The 26,113-nt window shown below is 54.5% G+C and carries 20 protein-coding genes, 3 pseudogenes and 1 riboswitch; of the genes and pseudogenes, 13 read left to right on the top strand and 10 right to left on the bottom strand.

The features are described 5' to 3' along the window. Nucleotides 1-150: 150 nt before the first annotated feature. Both thiD and V7S54_RS30555 read right to left on the bottom strand, forming a co-directional pair. Nucleotides 151-960: a bifunctional hydroxymethylpyrimidine kinase/phosphomethylpyrimidine kinase gene (thiD, locus tag V7S54_RS30560; protein WP_336409730.1), complete on the bottom strand. Its 810-nt coding sequence runs from the start codon at nucleotides 958-960 to the stop codon at nucleotides 151-153. A gap of 253 nt (nucleotides 961-1,213) precedes the next feature. Then, nucleotides 1,214-1,316: riboswitch (TPP riboswitch) on the bottom strand. Nucleotides 1,317-1,647: 331 nt separating this feature from the next. After that, the gene (locus tag V7S54_RS30555) at nucleotides 1,648-1,995 is read right to left on the bottom strand and encodes a hypothetical protein (RefSeq protein WP_336409731.1); all 348 of its coding nucleotides are present in this window, start codon (nucleotides 1,993-1,995) and stop codon (nucleotides 1,648-1,650) included. A gap of 68 nt (nucleotides 1,996-2,063) precedes the next feature. Here V7S54_RS30555 and V7S54_RS30550 point away from each other — a divergent pair, with 68 nt between their 5' ends. Then, a complete protein-coding gene (locus tag V7S54_RS30550; protein WP_336409732.1) occupies nucleotides 2,064-2,468 on the top strand; it encodes a recombinase family protein in 405 nt (134 codons plus the stop codon). 298 nt (nucleotides 2,469-2,766) lie between these two features. Here the strand turns inward: V7S54_RS30550 and V7S54_RS30545 are convergent, their stop codons facing one another. The 3 genes from V7S54_RS30545 to V7S54_RS30535 form a co-directional block, all read right to left on the bottom strand. After that, nucleotides 2,767-3,921, bottom strand: a complete 1,155-nt coding sequence (locus V7S54_RS30545; RefSeq protein ID WP_336409733.1) for an amidohydrolase — start codon at nucleotides 3,919-3,921, stop codon at nucleotides 2,767-2,769. Nucleotides 3,922-4,235: 314 nt separating this feature from the next. Beyond that, nucleotides 4,236-7,547, bottom strand: coding sequence for a Ti-type conjugative transfer relaxase TraA (gene traA, locus V7S54_RS30540; protein ID WP_336409734.1), 3,312 nt, complete (start codon nucleotides 7,545-7,547; stop codon nucleotides 4,236-4,238). 387 nt (nucleotides 7,548-7,934) lie between these two features. Then, entirely contained in the window at nucleotides 7,935-8,825 is an 891-nt protein-coding gene (locus tag V7S54_RS30535; protein ID WP_336409735.1) for a LysR family transcriptional regulator, read from the bottom strand. A gap of 1,187 nt (nucleotides 8,826-10,012) precedes the next feature. Between V7S54_RS30535 and V7S54_RS30530 the strand changes: the two genes are divergently transcribed. After that, entirely contained in the window at nucleotides 10,013-10,396 is a 384-nt protein-coding gene (locus V7S54_RS30530; RefSeq protein WP_336409736.1) for a hypothetical protein, read from the top strand. A 138-nt stretch (nucleotides 10,397-10,534) separates the two neighbouring features. Here V7S54_RS30530 and V7S54_RS30525 read toward each other — a convergent pair whose 3' ends face one another. The 4 genes and pseudogenes from V7S54_RS30525 to V7S54_RS33365 all read right to left on the bottom strand — a co-directional run bounded on the left by V7S54_RS30525 (nucleotide 10,535) and on the right by V7S54_RS33365 (nucleotide 12,957). Further along, complete coding sequence (locus V7S54_RS30525) at nucleotides 10,535-11,716, bottom strand: glycosyltransferase (protein WP_336409737.1); 1,182 nt, start codon at nucleotides 11,714-11,716, stop codon at nucleotides 10,535-10,537. Continuing rightward, nucleotides 11,710-12,279 (bottom strand): polysaccharide biosynthesis C-terminal domain-containing protein, encoded by a 570-nt coding sequence (locus tag V7S54_RS30520; RefSeq protein WP_336409738.1) that lies wholly within the window; start codon nucleotides 12,277-12,279, stop codon nucleotides 11,710-11,712. The genes V7S54_RS30525 and V7S54_RS30520 overlap by 7 nt, the downstream gene beginning before the upstream one ends. Nucleotides 12,280-12,529: 250 nt before the next feature. Then, nucleotides 12,530-12,640: pseudogene (locus tag V7S54_RS30515) on the bottom strand (IS5/IS1182 family transposase); the annotation flags it as partial. A 149-nt stretch (nucleotides 12,641-12,789) separates the two neighbouring features. Continuing rightward, a complete protein-coding gene (locus tag V7S54_RS33365) occupies nucleotides 12,790-12,957 on the bottom strand; it encodes a transposase (RefSeq protein ID WP_442892634.1) in 168 nt (55 codons plus the stop codon). Between the two features lie 594 nt (nucleotides 12,958-13,551). Here V7S54_RS33365 and V7S54_RS30510 point away from each other — a divergent pair. From V7S54_RS30510 to V7S54_RS30470, 9 genes are all read left to right on the top strand, one after another. Beyond that, nucleotides 13,552-14,487, top strand: a complete 936-nt coding sequence (locus tag V7S54_RS30510) for a hypothetical protein (protein WP_336409739.1) — start codon at nucleotides 13,552-13,554, stop codon at nucleotides 14,485-14,487. A 1,137-nt stretch (nucleotides 14,488-15,624) separates the two neighbouring features. After that, nucleotides 15,625-16,617 (top strand): rhamnosyltransferase WsaF family glycosyltransferase, encoded by a 993-nt coding sequence (locus V7S54_RS30505; RefSeq protein ID WP_336409740.1) that lies wholly within the window; start codon nucleotides 15,625-15,627, stop codon nucleotides 16,615-16,617. After that, complete coding sequence (locus tag V7S54_RS30500; RefSeq protein ID WP_336409741.1) at nucleotides 16,617-17,588, top strand: glycosyltransferase family 2 protein; 972 nt, start codon at nucleotides 16,617-16,619, stop codon at nucleotides 17,586-17,588. Before V7S54_RS30505 ends, V7S54_RS30500 begins: the two co-directional genes overlap by 1 nt. 149 nt (nucleotides 17,589-17,737) lie before the next feature. Further along, complete coding sequence (locus tag V7S54_RS30495) at nucleotides 17,738-18,790, top strand: hypothetical protein (RefSeq protein ID WP_336409742.1); 1,053 nt, start codon at nucleotides 17,738-17,740, stop codon at nucleotides 18,788-18,790. A gap of 70 nt (nucleotides 18,791-18,860) precedes the next feature. Next, nucleotides 18,861-19,529, top strand: coding sequence for a class I SAM-dependent methyltransferase (locus V7S54_RS30490; RefSeq protein WP_336409743.1), 669 nt, complete (start codon nucleotides 18,861-18,863; stop codon nucleotides 19,527-19,529). A 428-nt stretch (nucleotides 19,530-19,957) separates the two neighbouring features. Then, nucleotides 19,958-21,178 (top strand): hypothetical protein, encoded by a 1,221-nt coding sequence (locus V7S54_RS30485; RefSeq protein WP_336409744.1) that lies wholly within the window; start codon nucleotides 19,958-19,960, stop codon nucleotides 21,176-21,178. A 1-nt stretch (nucleotide 21,179) separates the two neighbouring features. Next, complete coding sequence (locus V7S54_RS30480) at nucleotides 21,180-21,833, top strand: ABC transporter ATP-binding protein (RefSeq protein ID WP_336409745.1); 654 nt, start codon at nucleotides 21,180-21,182, stop codon at nucleotides 21,831-21,833. Between the two features lie 248 nt (nucleotides 21,834-22,081). Continuing rightward, nucleotides 22,082-23,128, top strand: coding sequence for a hypothetical protein (locus tag V7S54_RS30475; RefSeq protein WP_336409746.1), 1,047 nt, complete (start codon nucleotides 22,082-22,084; stop codon nucleotides 23,126-23,128). 123 nt (nucleotides 23,129-23,251) lie between these two features. After that, the gene (locus V7S54_RS30470; RefSeq protein WP_336409747.1) at nucleotides 23,252-23,992 is read left to right on the top strand and encodes an ABC transporter permease; all 741 of its coding nucleotides are present in this window, start codon (nucleotides 23,252-23,254) and stop codon (nucleotides 23,990-23,992) included. Between the two features lie 176 nt (nucleotides 23,993-24,168). Here the strand turns inward: V7S54_RS30470 and V7S54_RS30465 are convergent. Next, nucleotides 24,169-24,315, bottom strand: a pseudogene (locus tag V7S54_RS30465) (transposase domain-containing protein); the annotation flags it as partial. 147 nt (nucleotides 24,316-24,462) lie between these two features. Between V7S54_RS30465 and istA the strand changes: the two are divergent. Together istA and V7S54_RS30455 are read left to right on the top strand one after the other, a co-directional pair. Further along, nucleotides 24,463-25,725, top strand: a complete 1,263-nt coding sequence (gene istA, locus V7S54_RS30460; protein ID WP_268088872.1) for an IS21 family transposase — start codon at nucleotides 24,463-24,465, stop codon at nucleotides 25,723-25,725. Further along, nucleotides 25,722-25,982 (top strand): annotated as a pseudogene (locus V7S54_RS30455) (ATP-binding protein); the annotation flags it as partial. The gene istA and the pseudogene V7S54_RS30455, both read left to right, overlap by 4 nt. Nucleotides 25,983-26,113 lie beyond the last annotated feature (131 nt).

Genomic DNA, 26,113 nt, shown 5'->3' with positions numbered 1-26,113 from the left:
AAAGCGCGCAGCCCCCGTCGTTCATCCTGCGATTGCAAGCGACGAACTTCCCGCCTCGAAGGTCATTCCATTGCTTATTGCGCAATGGAATGACCTGGTTCGTGAAGGTGAACTTGAACGGTGGAACCGGCACAAGGCTCGGGAATCGGATTAGTTGCCTCTCGGACTCCACCACTGATGGAAGTGATGAACCGGTCCCCGCCCCTGCCCGATTTTGAGCGCTGCTGCGGCAACAAGCGCCTCATGCAGATAGGTCTTGGCAGCGATAACCGCGTCTTCAAGTGTCTGCCGGTGGGCAATACCGGCAGCGATTGCGGCAGACAGCGTGCAGCCGGTGCCATGATCGTTCCTCGTTTCAACCCGCGGGCGCGACAGGCGCAAGGCGGTGTCCCCGTTGAAGAGGATGTCAACCGCTTCGTCGCCCTTGGCATGCCCGCCTTTCATCAGCACGGCGCGCGCACCAAACTTCAGGAGCATCTCCGCCTGGCGGGCCATTTCTGTCTCATTCTCGGCAACGCTGCGCCCCGTCATCAGTGCCGCTTCGGGCAGGTTCGGCGTCAGGATGAGCGCAAACGGCAGCAGTTCCTCCTTGAGCGTCGAGATCGCATCCGGACGCAACAATACGTCCCCCGAAGTGGCGACCATCACCGGATCGATGACTGCCAAATGCCCGTATCGCTTCAGGCCGGACGCGATCGCCGCAATGATCTCCTGGCGGGACACCATTCCGACCTTCGCAGCGCCAACGGCGAGATCCGAAAACACGGCGTCGATCTGAGCTAGAACGACGCCCGGAGAGATATCCTCAACGGCCGTAACACCTCTGGTGTTTTGCGCGGTGATGGCGGTAATCACGCTGGCACCATAGACGCCGAGCGCCGAAAATGTCTTCAGATCCGCCTGGATGCCGGCCCCCCCACCGGAATCCGAACCAGCAATAGTAACGGCGATGGAGGTCATGCCTGGCTCCGCTGAAATGTGGAAGCGGGTCCAAATATAGCAAACGCGCTCTCAAGCCACCGGCTCAAGCACGCGCAAACTGAGGTGGGTCTTCCATGCAACCTCGAAGAATCCGACCGATTGAGCCGATGGGTCGGTCGTCCCGCCCCCCGGGGTTCTTCGTCGCTACATTCTAAACGGCGTATTGGCACCAACGATCTCCCGAAAATCAAAATCACGGAGATCCAGATGAACGGCGAAGACGCGGGGGTGCCAGAGAGGCCCTTGCCGTTCCTACGCCGGTATGATCCGGATCAGGTTCAAGGGTCTGGCTCACCGCCATCTCAGCACCGTCAGGTGCGCCCCTCGGCAGGCATGAATGCTATGGGAGCGTGGGAGGGGATGTCAATTGCTTGAGTTCAGCAGGCGCGTATGTAAGCCGGTTCGATGCGGGCGAAGGAGGCCCTTAAAGGATACAAACAGAAAAAGGCCCCTTTTGCCTCAAGAGCATAAGGAGCCTTCCGTCTGAGCGTTCGACTTCACAGACGCTGGTAGACTAGCCACGTCAAGGCCGTTAAGGCAAGGGGGGGTTGGAACGCGAGCCTATGCAATCCCGGAGTGATTTGGTCGGCAGCACTACCGATTCACTCAGTGGCGGCGGGCCTTCCACGCATAACGATAGATGTTAGGCGCCTCATCGCATCAATATCATCGCAATGCTTTGAGAATTGCACTTGCTCGGTCCAAGGCCGCTTCCGCTGCACGCAGTTCGAGTGTGACAGACAGAATATCGCGGTGTGCCATTGCGAGCGCAACCTGCAACACTTCATCAGAGTGTCTGGCCAGCAGAACGAGGTGCCATCCGTCGGGGCCGCGATCGCCGGCTAGCCAATACTTTGCCGTTCGGCCACTCGCGCCTGTCCAGCGCATGATCGTCTTTATCGCACGGCCTCCCCCACCCAATTCGCGACGCAGTGCCGCCGCAACGGCGGCAAAGTAATCGTCTCTAGCGGCGCGCGCTGATACTGGAACCATTGTGCCCGTATTCAGATCCATACTGCCCACCTCCCCAGTCTATACTCCGGCATTCTGACCTCAATTCACACGTGATATACCGGCACGTCATGGTTATCGGTTGGACTGAGAACGACGACGAACAACCACCCTCGGACGAGCAACCCAAGGCTCGCGCGGCGATCTACGTTCGGATGTCGACCGAGCATCAGAAGTACTCGACCGACAACCAGATCGCCGCCATCGAGCGCTATGCCGCTAAGCGTCGCTTCGAAATCGCGTGGACACACGCCGACGAAGGAAAAAGCGCCAGATATCTTGGCAGAGTTCCAAAAGATCTCGGAGCTTCGGAAGGCAGCTTAGGAAACCGGTCCTTGCATGTTGCTGGGAAATTTCTGACCGCAATGTTCTATTTAGCTGTCCGCTTAGTGCACTGGTTCTCTCCCTTGATGCAAGCTATCTCCGCCGCCGAGCATTCGGCAACGCCGTTGACGACCGCGCAATGCGAGCACTGATCGGTGAACTCCAGGCAATCCGGATTGGCCTTGATGAAGTCCTGCAGACTAACACTCTCAGTCTGTCGCGGCGCAGGAACGATATCTGCAACGGGCATATCCGCCGCGTAAGCGCTCGCCATTCCCGCCATGGCAATCGCGAGGCAAACCCCATCACGGAAGCTGAAATGGCTCATCCATTTGGTCCTCCTAAAGGCAAATCCGGACGCGGCGCGAAACGACTCTCCGTCGGGAACTGCGCAATTTCTGAGAGTGCCGTCACAACAACCGTTGAGCAAGCGATCTTCCGGCGCTGCCCTCACCCCAGCTCGTTGCGGATCGCCCGCATGAACACCCGTGCGCCCATGCCGATCAGCCCGTCAGGAAAATCATAGTCCGGATTGTGCAGCCGCGCGTGGTTCTCGCCGGCGCCAAGGAAGAACATCGCCGCGGGCGCCACCCGCCCGAAGAGCCCGAAATCCTCCGACCCCTTCATCGGCAACACGCCCTCGCCGTGATCGTGGCTGACGCCCTCCTCGTCCATGGCGCGTTCCAGCGCGATGACTGCCGCTTCCGCATTGCTGCATTGGTGGAACACGTCTTCGTAGCCGATCGTAACCTTCAGCCCCGCAGCCTCCGTCTCCTTGGCAACCAGCGCCTCGGCGCGGGCCACGAGATCGGCCATGCGTTCGTCGGTCAGCGTCCGCAGCGTCGCCCAGATCTCGGCATAGCCGGGGCTGATGCCGAAGGCCGCCTCGCCGAGGCGGGCATGCGTCACCGTCACCAGCGTATAATCCTCGTCGAGCGGCCCGTTATTGCCAAGCGCCGTCAGGCCCGAAAGCAGCGCGGCAACAGCAAAGGTCGGCGCAATGCCGTCCTCCGGCGTCGAGGCATGCGCCGTCTTGCCGAAAAGCGCAATCCGCATGCCACGCGAGGCGCAATTGACCGGCCCGGTACGCAGCGCCACATGGCCAAAGCTTAATCCCGGAAAATTGTGCAGCGAGAAAACCAGGTCCGGCTTGATCTCTGGAAATTTCGGATCGGCGAGCACGGCCGCCGCACCTGCGCCGTTCTCCTCCGCCGGTTGGAACATCAAGAGCGCGCGGCCCTTCATCGGCCGCTCGCGCCCCAATCCCTTGGCGAGCGCCATCAGGATTGTCATGTGCCCGTCATGGCCGCAGAGATGCCCCTTGCCCGTAATCTCCGAGCGATGTCCGACCTCCGAAATCTCCTCGATCGGCAGCCCGTCCAGCTCGGCCCGCACCATCACCGTGGGACCAGGCTCGCGACCTTCATAGATCGCCGCCACCCCATGCCCGCCAAGACCTGTCATCACCACATCCGGCTTCGTATCAGCCAACGCCGCAACGATCGTTTCCGCCGTCTCCCGCTCCTCGCCTGAGACCTCCGGTCGCCGGTGCAGTTCGCGCCGAAACGCCACGAGCGCCTGAAGTTCACGGTCAATCAGAAACATTATGGTACTCCACAAAAAACTCCGCGCTCTCGCCACAGCCCCGCGTCATGAAGCTGAATCACGGCTCTCTCCATCAGCCTGGACGCGTCCGAAGCCTCACGTTACACCACCTCAACACTTCAATGGAAAGCCTAAAGCGGCGAGCGATACCAACCATATGATCGCGAACCGATTTGATGCCACGGAACTCATTGATCCTTTAGCACGACCAGCGACGGACCGACCGCGCTATTGAGAATAGAGACGCGATAGCCAGTTGCCCTTTCCGGCCCTGCCTGTGAGAAACGCCATATCCGTTCACCACGCGCGTTTCGTCATCTGGGCGACAACCCTTGGCTCCTGGTTTGGCGTAGAGACGCTGCTTGCTTCAACGAAAGGGTCAATCGCTCATGGGCAGCAACTTGTTGTATTGTCCGCAAGAGATTCCAGGCCGCCCGCAAATCTTCCCTTTGGACCGCGGCCATCCCAGCTGCAACCTCGTTGAAAACCGCTCCATTGGCGTCCCTCGCCGCGCTTGCGAGAAAAGTGCGCTCACCAAACCTCTCGGTCACGGCCTTCGAGAACCATTCAAGCTCGGCCCTCACCTTGCTGTCGGCATGCACAACTTGGAGAACACTTTGCACATCCTTGCGGCCAATCGCGTCTCGTGCCTCCGTCAGAACCTGCCTCGCCTGTGGTGAAAGCGCCGGGATGTCAATCGCGAGCTTCGTTCGCAGTTTCTGCTCCTCCGCTCGGTATTTCTCCTCTGCTTGGTGGCGAAGCCGGATGTAGAGCGCGAGGTTCCGTGAAAGTGCGGGCACGTTCGCAAGCGCGCGCTCGCGGTCCTGTTTGTCAGTTCGCCAAGCAAGCACTCCACTCTTTCCATTGATGGCACCAAACGTCTCGGGACTACGTGCAATCTTGGCAAGAGTTGCGCCGGCCACGTCTTCGTTCTTGAGCATGGCCTCGACATCAATCGCATTGAAGGCCATCTGCGGATCAGCGTAGACGAGCCGAAGACGCAAGCCCACGTCCTCCCATTGGTGTTTCAGACTCGCATCGGCCGAAAGCCTCTCCTCAATTGTCTCCACAAGGGTCTTAGGGAAGGTCTTGATTCCCGCTAGCATTGGAAGTTTGTTCTCGGTTGCGCCGGATTGCTTCATTTGCGCGACTGCGGTGGTGAGCGGGAAGAGTTGGCCAATCGTCATCAACCTCTGAACAAGGTCCCTAAGCCGCTGCTTCTGTCGGACAGTCCATTCGAGACGATCACGAACGAGCGTGCGTGCCACTGCCATCAAGTGCAAACCTCGAACCTCGGCAAAACGCAAGGCATGCCGGTAGAGGGAACGATCTGTGTAGTCGAGCGTCGATTCCTTTGCATTTGCGCGAGACAATACTGAAACCAGCCCACCGACATGTTCGAATGAGCGTCGCCCGTAGTAGATCGCTAGCTCTTCGCGGTGTCGCGTCATACCGACATAAGCGAGATGTCGATCGAGTGAGAGGGAAGCTAGTAACTTCACATTATCGACCGTGGTACCCTGGCTTTTGTGTATCGTGGTAGCGTAACCAAGGTCTACGTTGGGGTATGTTCGGCTCTCCACGGTCACAGGGCGGCAATGGCCGCGATCACCAACCTCCACTACGATCCGATTAAGGCGAGCTTCGAGCACACGACCGATCATTCCGTTCTTGACGTTTAGCATTCCGTCGTTTTTCAAGAAGATAATTTGGTCGCCCGGCGCAAAGTGGCGCACTCCCTCTTGCGTAGCAAATGGAAGCCCTTTTCCAACCATACCGCGCTCGACCAGTTTAGCACGCGCCTTCTCGTTTAATGTCCGAACGTCGCGACGCAAATGCGCGAGTATCAATGCGGTCTTTGTTGGGTCGTGGTCTCTGTCCCAATCGGCGATTAGCGCTTCTACTGCTTCGGCTTTCAGTCCGGTGCTGACGATTCTGTCGTGGACTCCGTAGGCACGGACCGCGTCCCCGACTTGTCCGCGAGCGAGGGCCAGTGACGCCGTTCGCATCCAGTCTTGGCGTTGGCGGTAAATAGTATCCAGTTCAGAGTAGCCGACGCGCTCCACAATGGCGCGAAATGGTGCACCCGCCTCGATTGGCTGGAGTTGATCCGGATCGCCAACCAAAACAAGTTTCGCTCCCTCCTTGGCGACGGTCTCGATCAGGAACGCCAACTGCCGCGACGAGACCATACCCGCCTCATCAAGAACGAACACTGTCTTGTTGTTGACGGTGGCGCGTCCATTTGCCCAACGCCGCTCCCAAGAAGAAAGTGTTGCGGCGCAAATCCCCGCCTCCTTCTCCAATCCCTCTGCAGCCTTGCCGGCGAGTGCGCCCCCGACCACTTGATACCCGGCCGCCTCCCAGATTTCCCGCGCAACCTTCATCATTGTGGTCTTGCCGGCGCCGGCACGACCAACTACCGCAGTAAGTCGGCCCCCACCTGTAACATTCGCGATGGCCGCCTGTTGCTCTTTGGACAGGCGCGACACGGACATAGCACGCGTCAGCTCTTTACGGATGCCGTGGGATGATTGACGCGCCAACCAAGCAGCACGTTTGGCCATTTCGGCTTCCAGACGGATCAGTTTCCGCGTCGTGTATTTGGCTGGAAAACGAGCTCCAGTCATTAAGTCAATACGCTCGCGATCGATACGCAAGATCTCCGGAGATTGGAGGATACGTGCCATGAGTTGGGCGAACACCCTCTCATCGTCGGTATATCGATGAAGCACCTTGGCGATGTCGCGTTCGTCGAAGACACTTTTCTGGCTGGCAATGAGGTCAAGCGCTATTTCCGGCCGGCGTTGAATGCGGCGGGCATTCTGTGCGCGCCGCTCCGCTTGCAATTCAATCGACTTCGGTTTTCGCAGAACCGGTGTCTTTTCGCTCTCTATTCTCCGCTCGATTGCCTTCGTCTCAGCGCTAAAGCGGATGATTGGCGCAAGGCCGATGCCCTGCCGCTCGAATGATCTCCCATCAATCCGGAGATCGAGACCAGCAAGCGCCAAATGACGATTTTGGCAAGCGAACCAACCGTCACGAAAGGCATTGAATTCAGCAAGTCCGCCAACCCAATTTCGGTACACAATTCTGCCGTTGGAGCTGCGCCGCGGCGTACCATCGGTTGAAACCACCTTAATTTTCTTCGATCCAAAGCCTTGGACGGTGAGTGGCCGAAGCGTCATCATAAGATGTGCATGAGGATTTCCGGGAGTGTTGTGATAGACCCAATCAGCCACCATGCCGTTCCCTAGGACATGTTGCTCGACGAACTCGCGCACCAATGCAATGTTCTGATCGGTCGTAAGCTCGATTGGAAGTGCAAGTGTCACATCCTTGGCAAGCTGCGCGTCCAGTCTCTCCTCGAAATTCTCCACGTGGTTCCAGAATGCTTCCGATGCACGTGCGGCGGAGGGATCAGCCGCAATCGACCGCAACCACTCCGGCGCATCGACGGGAATGGCAAATTCCTCGTGCAAAAGATCATGCTTTTCAGAATAGTTCGCCGTACTGGCTTCGCGCTCAAAGTACATCTTCGCTCGGTGCCTGTATGCTGCGGAAAGTACGGCGCTTCGTCCTTTTCCACGACTGATCACGTTGACGTCAAAATGGGGGCTGACCATAACATTTGCTCCCGGCTCGGTGCGAATTTCCGCCGATTCCGGGTAGCGCCATACGGCCGTGTAAGGAACGGAGCATTAGGCGCATCTCCGGCCTTGCCGGGCGCTTCCCGGAAATGCCAATGAAGGTCTGTGTTCCATACCCATTGCGAAAGGGACAAAAGTGCTCCCCAATTTGCGGGGTGGGCGCTTTGGCGGCTCAACGGTCTGGCATAGGCCCAAGTATTGCGGCTGCACCCACTGAAGTTAGGCTTCACAAACCCCGCCAATCTCGCGCTGGTTCACAATCAAACGAGAATGCATGGGAAGACGTGAGAGACCGCGTTGTTAGTGACTAGTTGCCGCGCGGTTATGCGCAAGCGAGGGCGGCAAACGGAATCGTGGCCGATCTTACCTGCCCGGCCGCGCCAGCGTCCGGGCAATATCGATGATGTCGTCGCGAGACGCGGTCGGATCTTCCTTGTTCCAGGCAACTCCAAGCCCGATCTTCAGGTCGACGCCTCGGACGGGCTTGAGCTCGAAGTTGCGGTTCGGCAGATCCTTGGTCCATTCCGGCGCAAAGCCGATACCGAGCCCCGCGGAGACGAGCGACACCAGCGAGAAGCTATCGTCGCAGCTGTAGGCGATATTGCCGGTCAGACCATGGGTTTCGAACATCTCGGAGAAATAGCGCTCGCTATAGGAAAAGTTCTGGCGGGAAAAGGCGATGATTCTCTCGGAGCGAAGGTCCTCGATGTCGATCTCGCTTCGAAGCGCGAGCGGGCTCGCCTTTTCGACGGCCAGCAGATAGCGCTCATGCGCGATCGAGAAAAAGCGCAAGGAGCCGATGTTTTCGACCGGGCGGATGAAGCCGAGATTGATCTGGCCGTTTTCCAGTCCGCGGATGATGTCGCTGGTCGAGCCACTCGTTACATGAAGCGCGACATCCGGGAATTTCCGGCCGATGCGCGCAAGAAACGCGGGTAGCACGCCTATGGTCGCCGGATAGACGGTTCCGATCTTGATCGTCCGCGCTGCCTTGCCGGCAACCGAACGCGCCACCTCCATCGACAGCCCGACATCGCCGATGATCCGAACCGCCCGATCGTAGAAAACCTCCCCTGCCCGCGTCAGCTCAACCCGCCGCGTCGACCGCTCCAACAGTCGCACACCCAGCTCCTTCTCCAGCGCCTGGATGTGCGAACTCAGCGCCGGTTGGGCAATGCACATGCGCGCAGCCGCGCGATTGAAGTGCAGTTCCTCGGCAACGGCAACGAAATAGGAGAGTTGTCGTAGTTCCATGTCGACGCTCCGAAGCTCGTCAAGGGCAGGCGTAGGTGCGCAAGGCGCAATACGCCCAGCGAATCACGCTGAAACGTTGAAGGAGATATCGATGCCGTGTATCTATAACTGGCGTAATTGTTTGTCAATACCGTGTATCGAAATAAATATGAGGTCGCCGTGAATCCTGCTCAAGCCCGCGCTGCACGTGCAATACTTAAATTAGGAGTACGCGAGGTCGCTGAGCTTGCGAAGGTCACTGCTAACACTGTGAGCAGGGTCGAGCAGGACATGCCCGGACCGAGAGGACCTCAGCCGGTGACGCTAGAGGCGGTCAAGCGAGTCTACGAAGAGCGAGGGATTGTCTTCTTTGAACAGGGAGCCGCACCGAATGGCGGACCGGGCGTCAGAGTAGCGAACTCAAGGCTGTGTGACCCCAATTCCGATGCGCGAACAAGTCGTTCCAAGTGAATGGTGGAGGTTAGCCACGGGCTGACAGGCGCTTGCCCCACAGTACCTCCAGCGAAACTTCACGTTGACTCCGACCAGCCAAGGCAATAGTCGGAGCTATAAAATTGAGGGCAACATATGAGCGGCGAAAAGGGTTTTGGGGCAAGAAAGACTTCGGTCGACCAGAACCACAGGTGTGAGCATCCAGGCTGTACGAAACTGGGTGGCTTCGGCTTCGCCACAAGCTGGGCCGCCCCGAACTGGTTCTGCCTAGAACATTTGCCGGAGAATTCACCACTACCGAGACATGCCTAAACCACCTGGGCGGATGTCTTGTTTTCAACAAGCGCCCACGCGTTCATTAAGACATTCGTTATGATATGGTGAGATCGCGAAGTGAAGTAACCGAGGGCTGCTTCACTGGTATGTGATATATGCAGGCAAGGCCGACCGAAATGCCCTGCCCCTACCACCAAACCTCACACCACTTTGCGTGGGTGGGGCGGGACCCAAGTCCGAGACATCGGAAACCGATTCAAAAGCCGCCTTAGTGCGCAATTTCTCGCGGTGTTGGCAGTCTTCAGCCAATACCGCGAATTGCCACTCCTTGACTAACTCTTACAGACCACCGGGCGAGCGCTTCCGGCTCAACAGCAAGTGCGTAAGGCGTGAGACACGCGCCACTCGACTCCACTAGCAATTGAATCTAAAACAAAGGAACACTGACAAAGCGAATCGTTGGTATTTGCGAGATTGACATGAGTGACAATGAAATGGTCGTTAAGTCCGGGCGGCGACTGCCTATGGGCGCGGAATTGTGGGACATAAGAGATGATGGAGTGCCAGTTCTCTATGTCGACCTAGTGACCGAGGCGAGACACCATAACACGGTTGTATATCTCGGACTTGGGCAAGCGATTTCTGATAATGGTAACCAGCCGGTTGCTCAAATCGCGGCAAGATTGCGCCTCGATATAGGCACGGCACAGATGCTTCACAAGCAACTAGGTGACATAATAAAGGAAGCGCTGTGCACAACTGCGGCCGAACAGATGGAACCGACCGAGCCGAGCCAAGACAATTTAATTCGATGGATTCGGACTGCTTCGCTCAAAAGCTCAGGGACATCAACTGCATCCTAACAAGTCTCTAGTTGGCTTAATGTGCGAGCGATCATCGAGCAGGAAACGAGTGGCTTGGGGATGGATCGTTTGACGCCGCTGGGGCGACCGGCTTTACTTCCTTGCGTGTTGCATTGCGGCCCGAAGTCGGTCGCCCCCTCATCGTTCCTTGTTGCGGCCACACCAGGCTCGCGCAATCGTTTGCCTCACACGCCAAGCCACCGTCAACCGCATCGCATTAGCTTCGTTTGACAGCCGCTCAACCTCGGTCGTGAGGCATCTGAGATCTTTCAATGTGGTCTCGAGACGTTCGTTCAGCGCCTGCCTTTCCGCTTGGCAAGCTTGCATTTCTTTCCTCTCCGTCGCTAAAAGCTCTTCCGCTAAAGCGGCACGGGTTTTCGTAGTGGCGATCTCCGTGCGCGCGGATGAAAGCTCAGATTGCACTGTTGTAAACTCTTCACTGGCAGCCTGCAGTGCTGGGCGCAAAATTTGCAAATCATCCCATGCTAGCCGAACGGTAAGATCGCGCGCTGCCTGCCGAATCCCGCGAGTCCATTCTTCTGGATTGGCGTTGAGGAGATCGGAGTACAATTGCTGCTCGGATTTGCCCGGAGGGATGTGCACCCGCAATTCTGCGGGCCACCAATCAGCGGAGTCGGCAATATCAAGCAGAGTGGCAAATTCGGCCATCCCCGAGTTTCGCGAACGCTTCCATCGAGCGGAAAAATGCAACAACGTGGGCTGGCGACAATGAGAGACACCTGCTTGGCGGTTTTCGCGTATTATACGTTGCCATAACCGCCAATCCGCCGCACGTGGTAAGTCCTCGCGCCAAGCGTCCAACGACGGCAAGCTGTCAGCTCGATAAAGGAAGCAGCTCGCCGGTATCGTGTTTGTCCGCTCCATGAAGTGAAAGAGCTCGTCCGCCATTTCAAGATTGGTCATGAAAGGAGCTGTTATCCCGTCTGCCGAAACCCATAAGGCCTGACTATGAGCGATCGCAGCACCGCCTCGGAGACAATCGAGCAACAATTGAAAGTGATCCCGCAGAAGGATGTCATCATCCGCGGCGAAGCCTATTAATCTGCCCCGCGCCTCGCGGAGTGCAATGTTTCTGTTCGCATATCCATAATGCGGCGCCTTTGGTAGATCAAAAAAGCGGATTCGATCATCTTTAAAGCCGCTAATCACATCCGCGGTGCTGGCGGGACATCCGTCTCCAACGACAAGAAGTTCGAAGTCATCGACGGTTTGCTTCAGTACCGACTCTATCGCGAAACCGATAACATCGACGCGTGTATGCGTGGGCATCAAAATAGATATTAGGGGCCGGCTCACCATCCAATGGCGCCTTCGAAGCTGTATGGGATCAGGTCCGTATCCAGCGGGAGCCGATACTTGTCGGGATTCGAATGATCATACTGAATTGTTGGAAAATTCACCACCACAGCGTCCGATGTGCCAATACTGCGGTCAGCATGCCAAACAAACTTTGGAACGTTTACGAGCCGCGGCCGACTCCCCGACAAGTAGACCTTACAGATTTTTCCACAAGTATTCGACTCAGGCCTTGGATCGTACAGCACGAGCTCTAATTCGCCGCTCAAAACGAAGTAGCGGTCCTCATGTTGCTTGTGGAGACCCCATCCCTTGACCATCCCAGGCCGCACTGTAAAGACGTATGAAAACACAATTGGATCGGGATGCCACCCCCAACGAGGGTCAAATAATTCGGTTACGCTCCCTCGGTCGTCGTCATGACGAATACTCTCGTAGAACGACATCCCGTCCAAAAGCGGCGTCATGCTCCCCCTTTTCTCGTCGACGGTACGTTGGTCCCGCACCGCCGCCTGCAATGTCTTCTGAAGATAATCCGCCGTGTCAGTTCCAAGTTGATCGCTCATTGATTTGTTCTTTCGACCCAATAAGATTTTTTGCCACGAATGTGGTGCCGACCTAGCTGACGCTCGGCCCCAACCCCGGGAGAGGCGGATCGTAAACGAGTTGTGTTTTATGCCAAGTGTAGCGTGCCACGTTGACCCCCAAAATTCTACGCTCACAATGGCACCCTTTTATAGTGCTGCCAGTCGTAGCAACGATCCGCAATAACGCCGGATGTCGGCAATCCGTCGAGCAGGCCAGGTGCTTGGCCTTGTCAGAGGCCTGTCCTTGTGTGAGAGCGAGACGGACCGGCAACCCACGTTCGTCGATCACCACATGGATCTTGCTGGTCAGTCCTCCACGAGAGCGGCCGATAGCGTGATCCGAGCATTTTTTCCCCCGGCAGCGTGCTGATGGGCACGGACGGTGGCAGAGCCAATCAACTGCATCGACTAAGGTGAAATCGCCGCGAGAGCCTCGAAGACCCAAAGCCACACGCCCGCCTAGGCATCGATTGTAGCGATTGCAGGCCGTCATGTACGGGCGTACGTTCCGGAGGGTCGCGCCACGGTGGCCTGAGCACCGTAAAAGATCGCGTTCAAAATCCGCCGATCATCCGTTCGGGCCACGCCCCGCGGCTTGTTGGGAAGCAACGGGGCAATCAGCGCCCATGCCCGATCTTTAAGATCAAACCGTGCCATTCAAACTCCTGTGCAGGACTTTGAATCACGCACCGCCCGCAATGGGAATCCCATTTATGAGTACAGAACCTAGTGCGAGGGCGCGCACTTTCGACTCCACCAAGCCTTATGCCCTATTGCCGAAGAAAGACCCGTGGCTGCAAACTCCGCTGCATCTCACCGCCTGTTGAAAGGCCATTCGGCATCGGGCAGGCTCAACGAAGCGCCTAATTGGTGAACAAGCCCCAGAAAACCAACCATACCTTCCTCTAGAATTTGAGAGATGTGTTGTTCTCGTTCTGACCGATCAATCCGACGAGTGTTTTCCAGGCCAGACACCACCGTTGGTTAACGGAGAGAAGCCTACCATCATTCAAGAGAGCTTTTGACAGCCGGCGGGGTTGCTCGAAGCCCCGGTATCCACCCACCCAATAATTTTGCGGGGGGGAGTGGAGGATGTGGTCCTGCCGGCGGTAAACTATCGTATGCTTGCCAAGGCTGGTGTTTGTTGGGATGGATATGAAAAATCTAACGATAATAATTTTGTATTGGATTGCTTTGCTACTGGCGAGCCTCCCATTCAATCCGCCAAGAGCAGCGTTTGCCGAAAGGCTCATGAGCGTATGGGATCGAGCAGACGGTGCTGACCCAATAGAGCTGATTGCTGATCCGAAATTTGCTGCAGGGATCGCGGCAATACCAGCATGCAACGCGCCCGATCGTGACCCGGCGTGCGCAAATGGTAATCGCTATGAACTCAAGACGCCATTTCGCCCGGATACTGCCGACATAAAACCAGTCTGGGAGGCCGCTCAGTGGGGCAGCCGAAGCAATATTACAGCCACGGGTCAGTTTTTCGGGGATGGCTACGGATGGGAAAACTCTGACAAGAGGATCGTTGTATTCCCTGAAGGGCGCGTGGAACTAGCCGTAGATGGGCAGCACGAATTAGATGGTAACTACAAAAGTGACCGATCCTCGCTACCCAATTTGATCCTACAACAAACCATCACAGCTCCGGGCGCCTATGCGAGGGACACACCCTCCCTCGCAAATATGCAGAATCTCATCTTCAACCTAGACTTCCGGAAGATACACGATGACCGAAACATCAAGTCTGGCTACGACAGAGACCGGCATGCGATAATATTCCCAGTGAATTTTTCGATTCAGAACCTTAACCAACGCACGCCCGGATATGGGGAATATGTGTGGCTATCGATTAGCACTTATGACGATCGCTATTTTGTACAGACACAGGAGCGTGATCGAACACAGATTGATCTCGGAACAAAGAGGCTAATCTACCATATACCTTCTTTGAATTTGTCGCGCGCGAGCACTCATCGAGGAGAATGGGTCCGTTTCCATGGCGATATCCTCCCTTTCGCCAAGCGAGCTGTGGAGATGGCATACGAAAAAGGCATGATCCAATCCCGCCATCTCTCTGATTACAAAATCGGCGGTATGAACATCGGATATGAACTGACTGGATTGAACACTGCAACCTTTCAGTTCAGAGGGTTAAGTGTCAAAGCATCAGCCCGCTAACGAGCACCGATTTCCCATAATCAGCGAAACACATCGCCATTGTTACCACCGGTGACTTTTTCACTGAATTTGAGCTTTCGTTTCTAGTAATTCTTGATGCAATTCACGGTAGAAGCAACACACACCAGATCTGGAACAGGGAACGTGATACAATCAACGACCTTGGACTATTTGCGAGACAGAACCGACAAAATCCCCGGCTGGATGTTACCATATGCAGGGCGGGTCACGGCAGAATTGCTGACCAGCCAAACTGAAACGTCTTTAACTGGATCAATGTTGGAGATTGGCGTCTATGGGGGGGAAATACCTGTCGATCTTGTATGATGATGCCCTGACGTGCAATGGGATATTCCGATCGTCTATGATAACCTACATCCACAAGGGATTATTGCCATCGACGACTTTCTCAACGAATGTCTTGGGGTGGTCGAGACGGTGGGACGCTTCCTTGAGCGAAAGCCAAACCTGGCACCCTTCCTGTTCACGTCGAATAAGCTCTTCCTTTGCCCGTTGCGCGCGGTCGACACGCACAAGGGAGTTTTAGTTTCATTCGCGCGTCGCGCACCAGAGCTCGGAAGTCACGCGAACTTCATCTCAGCCCACGACACAAATCCATTGTGGAGTTCTAGCGAATTCTATGGGCATCGACTACTCGTGATGTCGTGACCGTGCCGTAATTGAAGAGAACCGGCGGTCCAAAGGTGTTTCGTTCTAAGTGCCAGCTTGTTGCGCACGATCAGTTGACCGTGGTCTTTATCGAGATTTCGGTAGGTTTTACTTACGATCAAATTTCCCCAAATCAGCTTCCAGATTGCCAATCTCCCCCACAAAAACCTTGGACGTCGCTTGCAGTTTGAAGCCCAGTCAGTGACAAGGGCAAAGCGTCAGGCTTTGTTCGACGCGGCGGAGACGGGGGTATTACGAGTGTCTGTATCCATCTTGGTTCGACTAATTAGAAGCACATTTGGCCCACTTCAGCGGCGCCAGAGTCAGATCGAAAAAAGAGTCGAGCATCTAAAGAACTTTATAAACTACAAGCCCTCTATCGGCCGCCCCCCTTTCGAGAGCGTGGACCTGAAACACCTTCGGATTACTTGGATTATCCCCGATTTTTTGCCTGGTGCAGGCGGGCACATGACCATCTTCCGCGTTGCGAGCCACCTCGAACGCTTCGGTCACAATGTTCGCTTTCTCATTCAGAATCCGTCAGTTCATGCTACACCGAATGCAGCTCTTGAGACGATTAATAAATATTTTCAACCATTTAGCGGTGAAGTCAGGTTCTTTAAAAATGAGACGCCAGACGTTGAAGGAGACGCGCTAATAGCCACAGATCGGTATACCTGCTATCCTGTGAATGCTATGTCGCGCTTTGTCCGCAAGTTTTACTTTGTTCAGGACTATGAGCCAGCATTCTATCCTGCTGGAGCCGAATCCCTCTTAACAGAGGCGACATACCATTTTGATTTTGACTGCCTCTGCGCCGGAGATTGGCTACACAATCGCATGTCAAACGAGTTCAAGCGCTGGTCAATGTCATGGCCACTCGCATACGATGAGGACGTGTACAACCTAGGCGACAAGGAGCACCGCCGAAGCCAGAACCGGATCGCACTTTACGCGCGTTACGTAACTCCTCGTCGGGCAGTGGAACTCGCATTCATGGCTCTAGAAATATTGAATGCCCGAGGCGTAGACTTCGAGGTAGACTTTTTCGGCTGGCAATTAGGAAAGCTCAACGTTGGCTTTCCATATCGCGACCTTGGGATCTTGAGTGGCACGGAACTGGCATCCGTCTACAGAGAGTCAGCTCTCGGCGTCGTTTTCTCGGCCACCAACCATTCGTTGGTTAATAAGGAAATGATGGCATGCGGCCTCCCGGTCATCGACCTCGACCTTGAGACGGTGCGATCAATTTTCCCGTCGAGTGCGATCGCATTTGCCAAACCCACACCCGAGGGCATTGCCGATACGATTGAGTATTTACTTAATCATGCTGAAGAACGTGAGCGCCTTCGGGCTGGCGGGCTCTCCTTTGTTGACGAGCTTTCGTGGGAAAAATCATCTAGAAAAATCGAAGCGGCGATCCAAACGCGAGTTAAACTCGCATCAGAAGGAGCGCTCTAGTGCCACGGCATCATTGTACCGTCATCATACCTACCAAAAATGCCATTTACTCACTGCCAAGGGTGATGGACAAAGTCCTTAACCAGAAAACGCCTTGGTCATATGAAGTAATCGCGATTGACTCTGGCTCAAGCGATGGTACGCGGCAGTTTCTTCGCGAATTGAATCGCGTGCGTCTCATTGAGATTCGGCCGGAAGATTTCGGTCACGGCCGAACCCGAAACCTGGGTGTTGCAGCCGCCGACTCGGAGTTTGTTGCATTCTTGACGCACGACGCTACACCGAAAGATGAATACTGGCTTTCAAATCTTGTTGCCACAGCGGAGAAAGACACTCGTATCGCGGGTGTGTTCGGTCGTCATGTAGCTTACGAGTCAGCGTCGGCATTTACAAAGTACGATCTTGACCTCCATTTCCAGAATTTCATGGAGTACCCCCTTATCGTATACCGCGATATGGACATTCACCGCTACTTAACTGATCTTGCGTGGCGTCAATTCTTGCACTTTTACTCTGACAACAACTCTCTAATGCGTAAATCTATTTGGGAAAGAATCCCTTATCCAGACGTCGACTTCGCTGAAGATCAACTCTGGGCCCGCGAGATTATCGAGGCGGGCTTCCACAAGGCATATGCGCCCGACGCTGTAGTGTACCACTCACACGAGTACACCCCATTAGATCAACTGAGGCGGGCATTTGATGAATCGTTAAATTTCTCCAAGCACTTTGGGTACCGGTTATCTCCACGCGCGGTTCCCGCCGTCGCAGCAGCAGCGAAGTACGCGGTGAGCGCCTTTGTGCAAGGTCTTGATGATCGCTATGGTCCGGTGGGCTATCGAGAGAGATCGGCCAGGGCTGCTCAACAGGTGGCGACGGTGGTTGGCCATTATCTGGGCGCAAACCACGAAAAATTCCCGGCCTTTGTAAGGGACCGCCTGTCGCTAGATCGGAAACTATTTAAGGCCTGATGTGTTAATGTGCCAAACTGACACAAAATTATTGAATCCCAACACCACGCGAGATACTAATCATAGAGATGCCATTGCTCTCACGCCAGTCCGCATATATGGACTTAAGTCGTACTAACAGCGATGCACCGTAACCTCAGCGTAACTCAATGAACTTCTGCGTCCACCAAGACACGGGAACCGAGATTCATGGCTATCTCGTTCCGGACGGGTTTGCGACAAAACCCAAGGTACGCGTCCGGATCAATGACGGTGCTGGAACAGCAGACATCGAATGCTGGTTATATGTTGACGGGGCTTTCAAACAAGGGCTGCATGAAACCGGCAATGTAGCATTTGTCCTCACCGAAGAAAATGTCGCCGGGATCAGCACAGCCAACAAGGTTGAGTTATCAGATCCCGAAACCGGCCTGGTATTCTACCGTCGCGCACAACCAGGCCAATACATACCTAAGAAGGTTTTCCGGCTTGAAACCTCGTACGTGCCTCACAGCGAATTAGATCTTTGCCTCAAGCCCCATTTCCAGTTCTTCGAACACCGCGCCGAACACTATGGGTTTGAAACGGTCCGGCAAATGCTGGAAATTATTCATCAGCCATCCGTATACGTCTCTGGACGAGTTCTTTTGAAGAATTACTTGGTTTACATAGACTACAATATCGAAATAACGATAGCTGCTCTTCGAGATCCATTCTACGAATTAGCATTGCGCCTTTTTGTCTTTAGTAGATATAAACAACATCAATTCAATTTCGTTCCCCCTCGAGACCAGACTATATTTAAGCCTGTGATGGATTTCTTCAACGGACTCGAGGTCCATGATGAGGCGGCAGTTCGTCGAGCGATCCGGCACGCCCCTAAAGACACGCTGAATATCCTTTCCTCGCCCTTCACTCAACAACTCGTCGCAGCCAATCCTTCGGAGCCTGCACGTCTTGAGTCGGTATCAACCGCACTTGATGCATTGTCACAATTCACATTGTTCGATGCGGGGAACAGTGATACTAGCTTCCCGGAAAACATCGAAGAATTGCTCGGCTTGCCGCACGGTTCTGTCCAGATGAAGCGCCAGCTTGAGCCAGTGCATCAGCTCGCGGATATCCTCAGGGAGATCGGCACGGTCGAACACCTACTTGAGGCTGATTTGGTTCTGTATCACTTCATCCAGAAGGCTCAACGGCGCTCGATCCTCGGTCCCTGATTTCACTTCGCAATCCATACGTGGTATAGGCCCGCAGGGCGTTATGACGCAGCGAAAATGAGAAGATCAAATGTTTCAAAACAATCTGAAAAGCCTCGTAAAAAAGAACAGCCTTCTTTGGGGCAAGGAGGTCGCGGAGGACTACCACAAAGCCGCCGAACGCGACATGGAAATGCATTGGAATGGTTATGTGGAGCCGGCACTCGCACGGCACGCGATTGATTACTCCGAGGTTGTTGACTTCGCGTGCGGCTATGGTCGCAACACGGACTTCTTGCTTCGGCGTGCTGGTCGAGTATCGATGGTCGACGTGAACAAGCACAACATCGAGTATTGCAGAGCAAAGTACCAAAACAATCAGAGAGTAGAAGTAAGAGCATGTAACGGATACGATTTGGGTGACATAGGTGAAGCGTCTTGCACTTTTTTCTACACTTTTGATAGCATGGTACATTTTCCACTGAGGATTGTCGAAGCATATTTGCCGGAGTTCTTCCGTGTTTTAAAACCGGGCGGATACGCATTGGTACACCACTCGAATTACACCAAGGCCGGTCCAAATGCTGATTTCAAGAAGAATCCCCATTGGCGAAACTACATGTCTGCAGAGATATTTGCTGGCCTTGCAAAAGCGGCCGGCTTCGTAGTGGCTGAGCAAACTGTGCATCCTTGGGGCGTCCCAAATCTCGATTGTGTGACAATTCTTTTAAAGCCACACCTTGAGACCGCCGCTAATTGACGGGCGTATACGAGCCGGAACGAACAACTACCTTGTCGTGTCGCTACCCAAGTCAGGCGTGCGGACAATCTAGTTGCGGCGCAACTTCCGGAATGATGCGCCAGGTTTTAGAACAGAGAAAAAATCTAGGAACGCAAATGCCGCCCACGCGATTTTTGCGTGACAGTCGTGGCAGGAGGAGCATGTTGATTTGCTACCTAAGAAGTGTAGACGGCGTGGAGCTCCCTTCGTTGCCGTGTTTCGTTTGATCTGTACTCGACCTGGGCGGCGATAAAAGGCCAGTATGTAGCAGCGAATGCTGCCGCTACTCGACGTTCTTGAAACGGACCACCCGACGGGTCGCCAAAGTAACGTCAAAGTGCGTCGCTAGTAGGCCACACTGAACTGGTTTTTTGATCGCCAGCGCGCGATTGCGACAGGGACTACAAATGAGTTTACAGATCAGTTACGACAACGTCGCAGCGAAAAAAGAGGCCTCAGACCGACAACGAACAGAACGTGGGCTAAGCACGAAGTGGCGTCACCTCGCCGGTAAGGCGTTTAATGTTCTTTTCACAAAGCGTAACTCTCTCTTTGCGTTTGTAGTTATACCCAGCGTTGTCTCTGCATTTTATTATTTTATGGTCGCAAGCAGCCAGTACATCACAGAGATCCGAATGGTGGTTCGCACGATAGGTGTAAGTGAACGCTTCGATTCGTCCGAAAAAAGAAGTGGGCGCTCGATAATAGGCGGAGATTCACTTACTCAAGACGCGTATATCGTCGCGAATTACCTTAGATCCCCTCAGATCGTGCGATTACTCGAGGCGAAGTTAGATCTTCGAGACTTTTATTCGAAGAGCGATATCGACCCACTCTCACGACTGCGACCGGAAGCCTCATTTGAAGACCTGCATAAATATTGGAACCGCCACGTAGACACCTACGTGGATGGCCCATCAGGAATCATCGTTCTCACGGTCCGCGCGTTTTCACCCGAAGACGCGGCATTGATATCAGGCGCCGCTCTCGCAGCATCGAATGAAATGATCGACAAGATTTCGGAAAAGGCAAAAAGTGATCTTGTCAGCCGCGCTGAAGCAGATGTGCTTGGCCGCCTGGAACAGTATCGCGTCACATTGGACGAGCTGCGAGAGTTCCAAAATCAGACCGGTATCCTTGATCCCTTATCTGCGGCAAAAATGGAATTCGCGATTATCGCGAAGTTAACCGCGGAAAAGCTTAAGCTTGAGGTCGATCTTAAGTCCCTTGAGTCCGCGGATGCCTCCAACACTCCGCGAGGCCGTCAAATTCGCCGCTCGATCCAAGCGCTCGATGATCAGATCAAATTGCGTCAGAATTCCATCGCAGGAACAGATACTTCTGTAGAACACCAGCTATCAAATAGCCTAACCGAGTTCTCTCGCCTGGAGACGAAAAAATTAGTCTCGGAAACTCTGTACAAATCGACGGTTAGAAACCTAGATACGGCTAGGTCAACGGCGCTCAAGCGAACAACTTTTATATCTGTATTTTCAGACTCAATGAGACCTGAAGACTCGACGTACCCGGATCGCCTCTCTGAATGGATTATACTTACCGCCGGCCTGTTTACTCTCTGGATGACGGCGACGTTGATCTGGATGTCGATAGAGGATCATAGAGTCTAAAATGATCAGTCTAGAAAGCGTAACAAAATACTACAAGACCGCTGCGCACCGACGATACATTCTCCGGAACCAGTCCATTGAACTCACATCTGGGCGCTCCTATGGATTGCTCGGCGTCAACGGCGCCGGGAAATCGACGACAATGCGGCTGATCTCCGGCGCAGAACTCCCAAATCAAGGGCGAATTCACCGCAAAGTTAGGGTCTCCTGGCCACTGGGTTTTGCAAACGGGCTAAACACGCAATTGAGTGGAAAGGAAAACCTGAAGTTCGTAGCGCGCGCCTACGGAGAAGATTTTCATCGGGTATTCCGGTTTGTGGCTGACTTTGCGGAGATTGGAGCATACCTCAACGAACCGATCAGGACGTACTCGTCGGGAATGATGGCTCGCTTCGCCTTCGGCCTTTCTATGGCAATTGAGTTCGATTGCTACTTGGTAGATGAGATTACAGCGGTAGGTGACTCAAATTTTCAGAAGCGCTGCCGGGATGCCTTCAAGGAACGGCGCTTGAAATCGGATGTAATCATGATCTCTCACGACATGACCACGATCAAGGACTACTGCGATGTGGTAATCGTTTTGATCGATGGCCAGATGGTACAATTTGACAGTGTAGAGCAAGGAATTGCGACATACATGCGCCTTAATCGCTAGTTTTATCGCGCGTGTTCTCGAAAGACGATCAAATGGATGATAACCAACTGACGCCCGCGGCACGTATGCCGCTACTCGTGCGTAGCCAGCGGATGGCAGCGGCCCTCAGTTCGTACGCGCGTGTTCTAACTCTTGAGAACCGCAGTCGTCGCAATTTGTATCGTTTAGCGGGCCTAGCACCGCGCGCACGAGACCGGGCTTTTTCGATACTCTTCGCACTTTGCACAATTGTGGCATTGGTAATACCAGTGTCAGCGACCGCGATTTACTATGCATTCATTGCCAGCCCAGGCTTCGCCTCCGAGGTTCGCTTCGTCGTCCGTTCCTCTGCTCCGCTGCTTTCACGGGATCGATATGCGGGCAGCGACGTCGAACCGAAAGAAAAGATAGTCCAGGACACGGCCGTCCTCCTTAACTATATCGGTAGCCCCGCAATTATCCAGGATCTAGATAAGTCGCTTTCTTTACGTAGGATATTTGGCCGGTCCGATATCGACTTCGTCTCAAGATTACCTAACGATGCGACCCAAGACGAATTACTTGAATATTGGAAGAAACACTATACGGCGTCGGTCAATCCAAAAAGCGGTATCGTAGAGTTAGAGGTAAAAGCATATACTTCAAAAGAGGCCCACCTTCTTGTCGGCGCAGTTCTCCGTTTGGCCGAAGCGCAAATAAATAATCTAAGCTCAGGAATGTGGGATGATTTGCTGATCTCTACTCAAAGAGATGTTGATAGCGCGACGACCGAGGTGAGCGCGCTGCGGTCAAAGATTAAGGAAGAGCAGAATAGAACGGGCGTGTTCGATATTGATCTTTCCGCCGAAAGTATAACATCCGTATTAACGGGTTTGGAAGCTAGTATCGCTGATCTTAGAAGCCGCCGCGCGGCATTGGTAAAGAGCGTTAGGGTTGACACTCCGCAAGTTGCCGAGATGGATAGAAGACTTGCCGGTCTGGAGGAGCAGGCGAGAGGCCTTAGAGATCGGGCCGCGGGCTCTATGAATGATCCCAGCGACAGCCTTGCGACATATTCTGGCGTCTTTGACAGTCTAAAACTTGATCTGAAGATGGCTGAGGGCCGCTTGGAGTCGGCGATAAGTGACCTTGAGAAGATCAAACTCGTTAAATCACTCCAATTGGTCTACATTGACAACTTCACAGAGCCTACCGTCCCTGACGAGGCAAAGTATCCAAAAGTTGTGCTTGGGATGTTCCTGAATCTCTTATGCTTCGTTGGGGTGTGGGGGGTAGCAAGTGGTCTTCTTCTCTTAGCGCGAAAGAAACTGGACTGATAATTGATATGACACTTTAATGTAGATGGAGGCTTGATTAGCAGGATGGATTTGCTGGCTACCGCCCCACCCGATCGGCCGCAAGCGTCTGTGAGGTATGCACTTCAACAGAAGATCAATGTGATGCATGCAGTCGTTTTGAGAGATATCCGCAGCCGATTTTTCAACCACGGCCTCGGTTTTCTCATTGTTCCGTTGTTCCCAGTCACTCACATTGTCGTGCTGCTGATCGTTTATAGCGTCATGGGAAGGGACACCGCCTTCGGCGATGATCTACGACTATTCTTCGCAACAGGGCTCATGCCAGCGCTAACCTTTACCTATTTGTCACGTTTCATGTCGATTTCGATCGTAGCGAATAAATCTATGATGGCTTTTCCTGTAGTACGGCTCTTGGATATCGTGCTCGCGCGAGCGTTTCTTGAGTTTATGGGTATTATTATCGCTCTCGGTATAATGTTCACATTTCTAGTTTCTTTGGGGTCGGATCCGCTACCAACTCAACCGTCTGAGGCGCTTCTGGCTTATGTAGTCACAGTTGTTTTGGCACTGGGCTTCGGGATCGTAGCGAGTGTAATTTCGGCGATTGTGCCCATGTTTTCCATGATATACGCACTATCGATGGTGGGGTTCTATCTGTCATCCGGTGCGCCCATCTACTTGCAAGCTTTCCCGGAAGAACTCGTCTACGTTTGCTCCTGGAATCCGTTATTTCATAGTGTAGAGTGGATTAGATCGGCCTATTATCTCGGGTACCCTGGTCAATTTCTGGACAAGACATACCTCTGCGCTTGGGCGCTTGGTAGCGTCGCTATCGGGCTGCTGTTAGAGCGTCTGTTGCGACCTTATATGCTCAATAACTGAGGCCAGATTCCTTATGATCTCGGCTGGCGCGCGGTCGCCGAAGAAGTGGCTGATTTCCCGTGGAGATGTGCCCAGGGTTGATGGCCGCCTCAGTGAGGTAAGGAGTAGTCCAATAGCTTAAGCAATCTTCTCGCATTCGCGGCAGGAGAACTTCGTAAGCGACAAGCTGGGGCCATTCAGGCGTCGTGGTTCCACGGCATGAGGGCGTGGATTTCGCTGCTGGGCCATCCATTTGCGAGGCGCTCAAGTGCCTGGGTAAGCCAGGCTTGCGGATCGACGGCATTCATCTTTGCCGTTTGCAGGAGCGTCGCGATGGTCGCCCACTTGTCGATACCGGATCAATACTCCCCAGAAGTGCCGTTTGAATCTTCCCCAGTTTAGCGATGCCGCCGGTCTTCCGGGGCGCGCCCCGGAAGACCGGCGGCACGCCATCACCGATACTACTCTCGATGGTCGAGAGGGGACTGGTGGTGATCAAACTCGGGGAGATAGTCATGATCTTAGATTTACACCGGCAGGGCTTGTCGGTGTCTGCGATCGCCAGGCAGACCGGCGTCGATCGAAAGACAATCCGCAAATATATCGAGCGTGGCCTTGAGGCACCGGCCTATGGACCAAGGAAGCCTCGGGCGACGGTCATTGATCCGTTCACTGCGTATTTGCGTGAACGGGTTGCAGCCTATCCCGGCCTTAGCGGACGGCGGCTCCTGCGAGAGCTGAAGGAACGCGGATACGCCGGCGGCTACACTGCTGTTACGGACTTTCTCAGAGACGTCCGCCCGACCTCCGAACACGGGTTTGAAGTTCGGTTCGAAACAGCTCCCGGCGAACAGGCCCAGGTGGATTTCGCCCAATTCCATGTTGTCTTCACCGATGAGCCGGCAACCCCCAGGATCGTCTGGTTGTTTTCTATGGTGCTGGGCCATAGCCGTCTCATCTGGGCGCGCTTTGTTATGCATCAGGATCTGCCAACGGTGCTGCGATGCCACGTGGCAGCGTTCGATGCGATCGGCGGCGTTCCGCGCGAGATCCTTTACGACCGAATGAAGACTGCGGTCATCGGCGAAGGCGAAACGGGCGGCATTGTTTATAACCGCGCTCTGCTCGATCTCGCTCGCCATTACGGCTTTCACCCAAAGGCCTGCAAACCATATCGCGCCAAAACGAAGGGAAAGGTCGAGCGGCCATTCCGCTATATTCGCGAAGACTTCTTCCTGGCGCGCTCGTTTCGCAACCTTGATGATCTCAACGCCCAACTCCGGTATTGGCTTGATACGGTTGCCAATCCGCGTGTGCACGCCACAACGCAGCGGGTCGTCATGGAAGCCTTCGTTGAAGAGCGCTTTCATCTGCGTCCCTTGCCTCTGGCTCCGTTCCGATCGGTTTTGCGGCTTGAGCGCAGGATATCTCGAGAGGGCATGGTGAGCGTCGGTGGAAACGCCTACAGCGTGCCCGATGCCACCAGGCGGCGGCTCGTCGAAGTTCACACCTTGGCGAATGAGGTCCGAATCTTCGAAGATGGTGCGCTGATTGCTGTGCATCCGGTATTGGAAGGACGCCATCAGCGCCGTGTCGAACCAGGACACAGAACCCATCGCTCAGCGCCGCGATCGCGACCACACGTCAACAACGACGAGATCATTCTTCATGGATCCGGAGACAGGGTCACACAGCGGCCGCTTGCCTTCTACGATGCCGTCGCCAGAGCTATGGCACAGGAGAACCGCCCATGAGCGCCGCTCTCGATGCTGTGCCGTCGATGATCGACCGCATTCGCCATGACCTTGTTGGCTTGAAGATGCCACGTGCTCTTGAAGCGCTCGATCATATTGTCCGCCGCCTGGAGCATGGCGAACTCTCGGCACTCGAAGCAATTGATATTCTCCTTTCCGAAGAACTGACCCTGCGCGAGAACAGCCGCATAAAAACGGCACTGCGAATGGGTCGCCTGGCAACCATCAAAACACTCGCCGGCTTCGATTTCTCCTTCTAGCCCTCCCTCGATCGAGATCGGATCTTCACGCTTGCGCAACTGGGTTTCATCGTAAGCGGTGACGTGAGGCCGTTACTTCCTGAAGTTCCAGGGCATCAATGCGTCGATATCACTCGCTGGCCAACCGG

The organism is Ensifer sp. CCNWLY38 (genome assembly GCF_037120565.1).
In the GTDB taxonomy this organism is placed as follows: domain Bacteria; phylum Pseudomonadota; class Alphaproteobacteria; order Rhizobiales; family Rhizobiaceae; genus Ensifer; species Ensifer adhaerens_H.
This window is presented reverse-complemented; position numbering and strand designations above follow the sequence as displayed.

Excerpts from the sequence above, each read along its gene's own strand:
- thiD (WP_336409730.1), bottom strand. The coding sequence starts at position 960 with ATGACCTCCATCGCCGTTACTATTGCTGGTTCGGATTCCGGTGGGGGG.
- V7S54_RS30555 (WP_336409731.1), bottom strand. The coding sequence starts at position 1,995 with ATGGATCTGAATACGGGCACAATGGTTCCAGTATCAGCGCGCGCCGCT.
- V7S54_RS30550 (WP_336409732.1), top strand. The coding sequence starts at position 2,064 with ATGGTTATCGGTTGGACTGAGAACGACGACGAACAACCACCCTCGGAC.
- V7S54_RS30545 (WP_336409733.1), bottom strand. The coding sequence starts at position 3,921 with ATGTTTCTGATTGACCGTGAACTTCAGGCGCTCGTGGCGTTTCGGCGC.
- traA (WP_336409734.1), bottom strand. The coding sequence starts at position 7,547 with ATGGTCAGCCCCCATTTTGACGTCAACGTGATCAGTCGTGGAAAAGGA.
- V7S54_RS30535 (WP_336409735.1), bottom strand. The coding sequence starts at position 8,825 with ATGGAACTACGACAACTCTCCTATTTCGTTGCCGTTGCCGAGGAACTG.
- V7S54_RS30530 (WP_336409736.1), top strand. The coding sequence starts at position 10,013 with ATGAGTGACAATGAAATGGTCGTTAAGTCCGGGCGGCGACTGCCTATG.
- V7S54_RS30525 (WP_336409737.1), bottom strand. The coding sequence starts at position 11,716 with ATGGTGAGCCGGCCCCTAATATCTATTTTGATGCCCACGCATACACGC.
- V7S54_RS30520 (WP_336409738.1), bottom strand. The coding sequence starts at position 12,279 with ATGAGCGATCAACTTGGAACTGACACGGCGGATTATCTTCAGAAGACA.
- V7S54_RS33365 (WP_442892634.1), bottom strand. The coding sequence starts at position 12,957 with ATGGCACGGTTTGATCTTAAAGATCGGGCATGGGCGCTGATTGCCCCG.
- V7S54_RS30510 (WP_336409739.1), top strand. The coding sequence starts at position 13,552 with ATGAGCGTATGGGATCGAGCAGACGGTGCTGACCCAATAGAGCTGATT.
- V7S54_RS30505 (WP_336409740.1), top strand. The coding sequence starts at position 15,625 with ATGACCATCTTCCGCGTTGCGAGCCACCTCGAACGCTTCGGTCACAAT.
- V7S54_RS30495 (WP_336409742.1), top strand. The coding sequence starts at position 17,738 with ATGAACTTCTGCGTCCACCAAGACACGGGAACCGAGATTCATGGCTAT.
- V7S54_RS30490 (WP_336409743.1), top strand. The coding sequence starts at position 18,861 with ATGTTTCAAAACAATCTGAAAAGCCTCGTAAAAAAGAACAGCCTTCTT.
- V7S54_RS30485 (WP_336409744.1), top strand. The coding sequence starts at position 19,958 with ATGAGTTTACAGATCAGTTACGACAACGTCGCAGCGAAAAAAGAGGCC.
- V7S54_RS30480 (WP_336409745.1), top strand. The coding sequence starts at position 21,180 with ATGATCAGTCTAGAAAGCGTAACAAAATACTACAAGACCGCTGCGCAC.
- V7S54_RS30470 (WP_336409747.1), top strand. The coding sequence starts at position 23,252 with ATGCATGCAGTCGTTTTGAGAGATATCCGCAGCCGATTTTTCAACCAC.